The organism is Streptomyces sp. NPDC001970 (assembly GCF_053594115.1).
On record NZ_JBSFDW010000099.1, the window covers coordinates 1 to 2832 of the forward strand.

Sequence of the window (2832 nt, forward strand, 5' to 3'; positions counted from 1 at the left end):
TGTATCTCGGCTCGCTCAAGTCCAACATCGGCCACACCCAAGCAGCGGCCGGCGTCGGCGGCCTCATCAAGATGATCCAGGCCATGCACCACGGCCTACTCCCCAAAACCCTCCACATCGACCAGCCATCCCGCCACATCGACTGGGACGCCGGCTCCCTCACCCTCCTCACCGAGGAACAGCCCTGGCCCACCACCGACCACGCCCGCCGCGCCGGCATCTCCTCCTTCGGCATCAGCGGCACGAACGCCCACGTCATCATCGAGGCTCCGCCGGCAGTGCCCGACGCCGCGGCCGGCTCCAGCGACGAGTCGGGTCCGGACACCCCGTCCGTGCTGCCGTGGATCGTGTCGGGCCGCACGGAAGCGGCGGTCCGGGCCCAGGCCGAGAACCTGCGCCGGCACGTTCTGGCCCGCCCCGAACTGCGCCCGGCCGACATCGGTTTCTCGCTCGCCACGACCCGCGGTCTCCTGGAGCACGGCGCCGCCGTGCTGGGCGCCGACCGCGACTCCCTCGTGCAGGGCCTCGCGTCGCTGGCGCTCGGCGAGTCGACGCCCGCGGTCGTGCGCGACCGCCCGTCCCGCCGTGGCAGGCTCGCGTTCCTCTTCACCGGGCAGGGCAGTCAGCGCCTCGGCATGGGTCGTGAGCTGTACGAGACCTCGCCGGTCTTCGCCCGGGCCCTCGACGAGGTGTGCGCGCATCTGGACGCCGAACTCGCCCGCCCGCTCAAGGACGTGCTGTTCGCCCCGGTGGACTCCGCCGACTCGGCGCTGCTCGACAAGACGGCGTTCACTCAGGCCGCACTGTTCGCCGTGGAGGTCGCTCTCTACCGGCTGTTCGAGCACCACGGCATCACCCCCGACTATCTGCTCGGCCACTCCATCGGCGAGGTCACGGCGGCGCACATCGCCGGTGTCCTCGATCTGGCGGACGCCTCGGTGCTGGTGGCCGAGCGCGGCCGGCTGATGCAGGCGGCCCGTGAGGGCGGTGCGATGGCCGCCGTCGAGGCGAGCGAGGAGGACGTGCGCCGCTCCCTCGACGGATACGCGGACAGGGTGGACATCGCCGGGGTCAACGGCCCCCGGGCCGTCGTGATCTCCGGCGACGCGTCCGCTGTCGACGAGATCTCCGCCGCCTGGCGTGAGAAGGGGGCGCGGACCAAGCGCCTCGTGGTCAGCCACGCCTTCCACTCGCCGCACATGGAGGAGGTGCTGGACGAGTTCCGTACGGTGGCCGCGGGCCTGGCCTTCCACGCGCCGACGATCCCGGTCGTCTCCAACGTCACCGGCACGCTCGCCACCGACGAGCAGCTGACCTCGCCCGACTACTGGGCGCAACACATCCGTGGAGCGGTCCGCTTCCACGACGGTGTGCGGTATCTGGAGGCCGAGGGCGTCACCGACTATCTGGAACTCGGCCCCGACGGCGTCCTCAGCGCGCTGGTCCCGGCATGCCTCGGCGACGAGGACGCCGGCTCACTGCTCACGGCGCTGCGCAAGGGCAGGCCGGAGCAGGCCACGGTCACGGGGGCGCTCGCCCAGCTGGCTCTGCGGGGCGTCGCATCCGACTGGTCCACGGTCTTCCCCGGAGCTCGCGCGGTGTCGCTGCCGACGTACGCCTTCCAGCGTGAGCGCTTCTGGCTGGACGCGCCGACGGAGGCGGGCGACGCCGACGGCCTCGGCCTGAGCCCTGCGGACCACCCGCTGCTGGGCGCTTCGGTTGCCATGGCGGACCGGGACGAGCATGTGCTCACGGGGCGGGTGTCGCTGCGTACGCATCCGTGGCTGGCGGATCACGCGGTGGCGGGTCATGTCCTGTTGCCGGGGACGGCGTTCGTGGAGCTGGTGAGCCGTGCCGGTGAGCAGGTGGATGCCGGGGTGATCGAGGACCTGACGGTGTCGGCTCCGCTGATCCTGCCCGAGCGCGAGGGCATACGGATCCAGGTCGTCGTCGGCGAGGCCGACGACAACGGCCGCCGGACGGTGGGCGTGCACGCGCGGCACGACGACGGCGCATGGGTACGTCATGCCGACGGCACCCTGGCCGGTGGGCCCGTCGACGGCTCCGTCGACGCGAGCGGTCCGACCGTGTGGCCGCCGGCCGGGGCGGTCGAGGTGGGTCTGGACGGCGCGTACGAGCGGCTCGTCGACCTCGGATACGACTATGGGGCGGCGTTCCGTGGCATTCGTCGGGTCTGGCGCGGTGAGGGCGAGGTCTTCGCCGAGATCGAGCTGCCCGAGGAACTCCACACCGATGCCCGCCGGTTCCTGATCCACCCGGCCCTGCTGGACGCGGCACTCCACCCGCTCCTGCCCGGTGTCGTCCTTGAGGACCAGCCGGCACTCATCCCGTTCTCCTGGAGCGGGATACGCATCCACGCCGTCGGCGCCACCACGCTCCGCGCCCGCCTCACGCTCACCGGCCCGGAGCAAGCAGCCCTCACCCTGACCGACACGGCCGGCTCCCCCGTCGCAAGCATCGACTCACTGCTTCTGCGCCCCCTCGACATCGACGCCTTGCAGGCAGCCGCCCACAACGGCGCCGACCAAGGACTGCTGCACGTCGTGTGGAAGGCACAGGCGGCGCTTTCCGGAAGCGCGCGGAACGAGGACGCCGCCGTGACCGTTCTGCCCCTGTCTTCCGAAGACGGCTCGGGCACCGACACCGTCGCCGCCGCGCACGAGGCACTGTCCACCACCCTGAGCAGGATTCGTTCCTGGCTGGAGGACGAGGCGAACACGGACGGGACGCTGCTGGTCACCACTCGTGGGGCGATCGCCACGGGTCCGGACGAGGACGTCACCGATCTGGCTCACGCAGGCGTGTGGGGAC

Annotated in this window: 1 protein-coding gene; it reads left to right on the forward strand. The window is 71.8% G+C overall.

The window, feature by feature from the left end; genetic code table 11:
- Nucleotides 1-2832 (forward strand): type I polyketide synthase (locus ACWCP0_RS41925; protein ID WP_451083955.1); only part of this gene is annotated, 2832 nt, incomplete at both ends.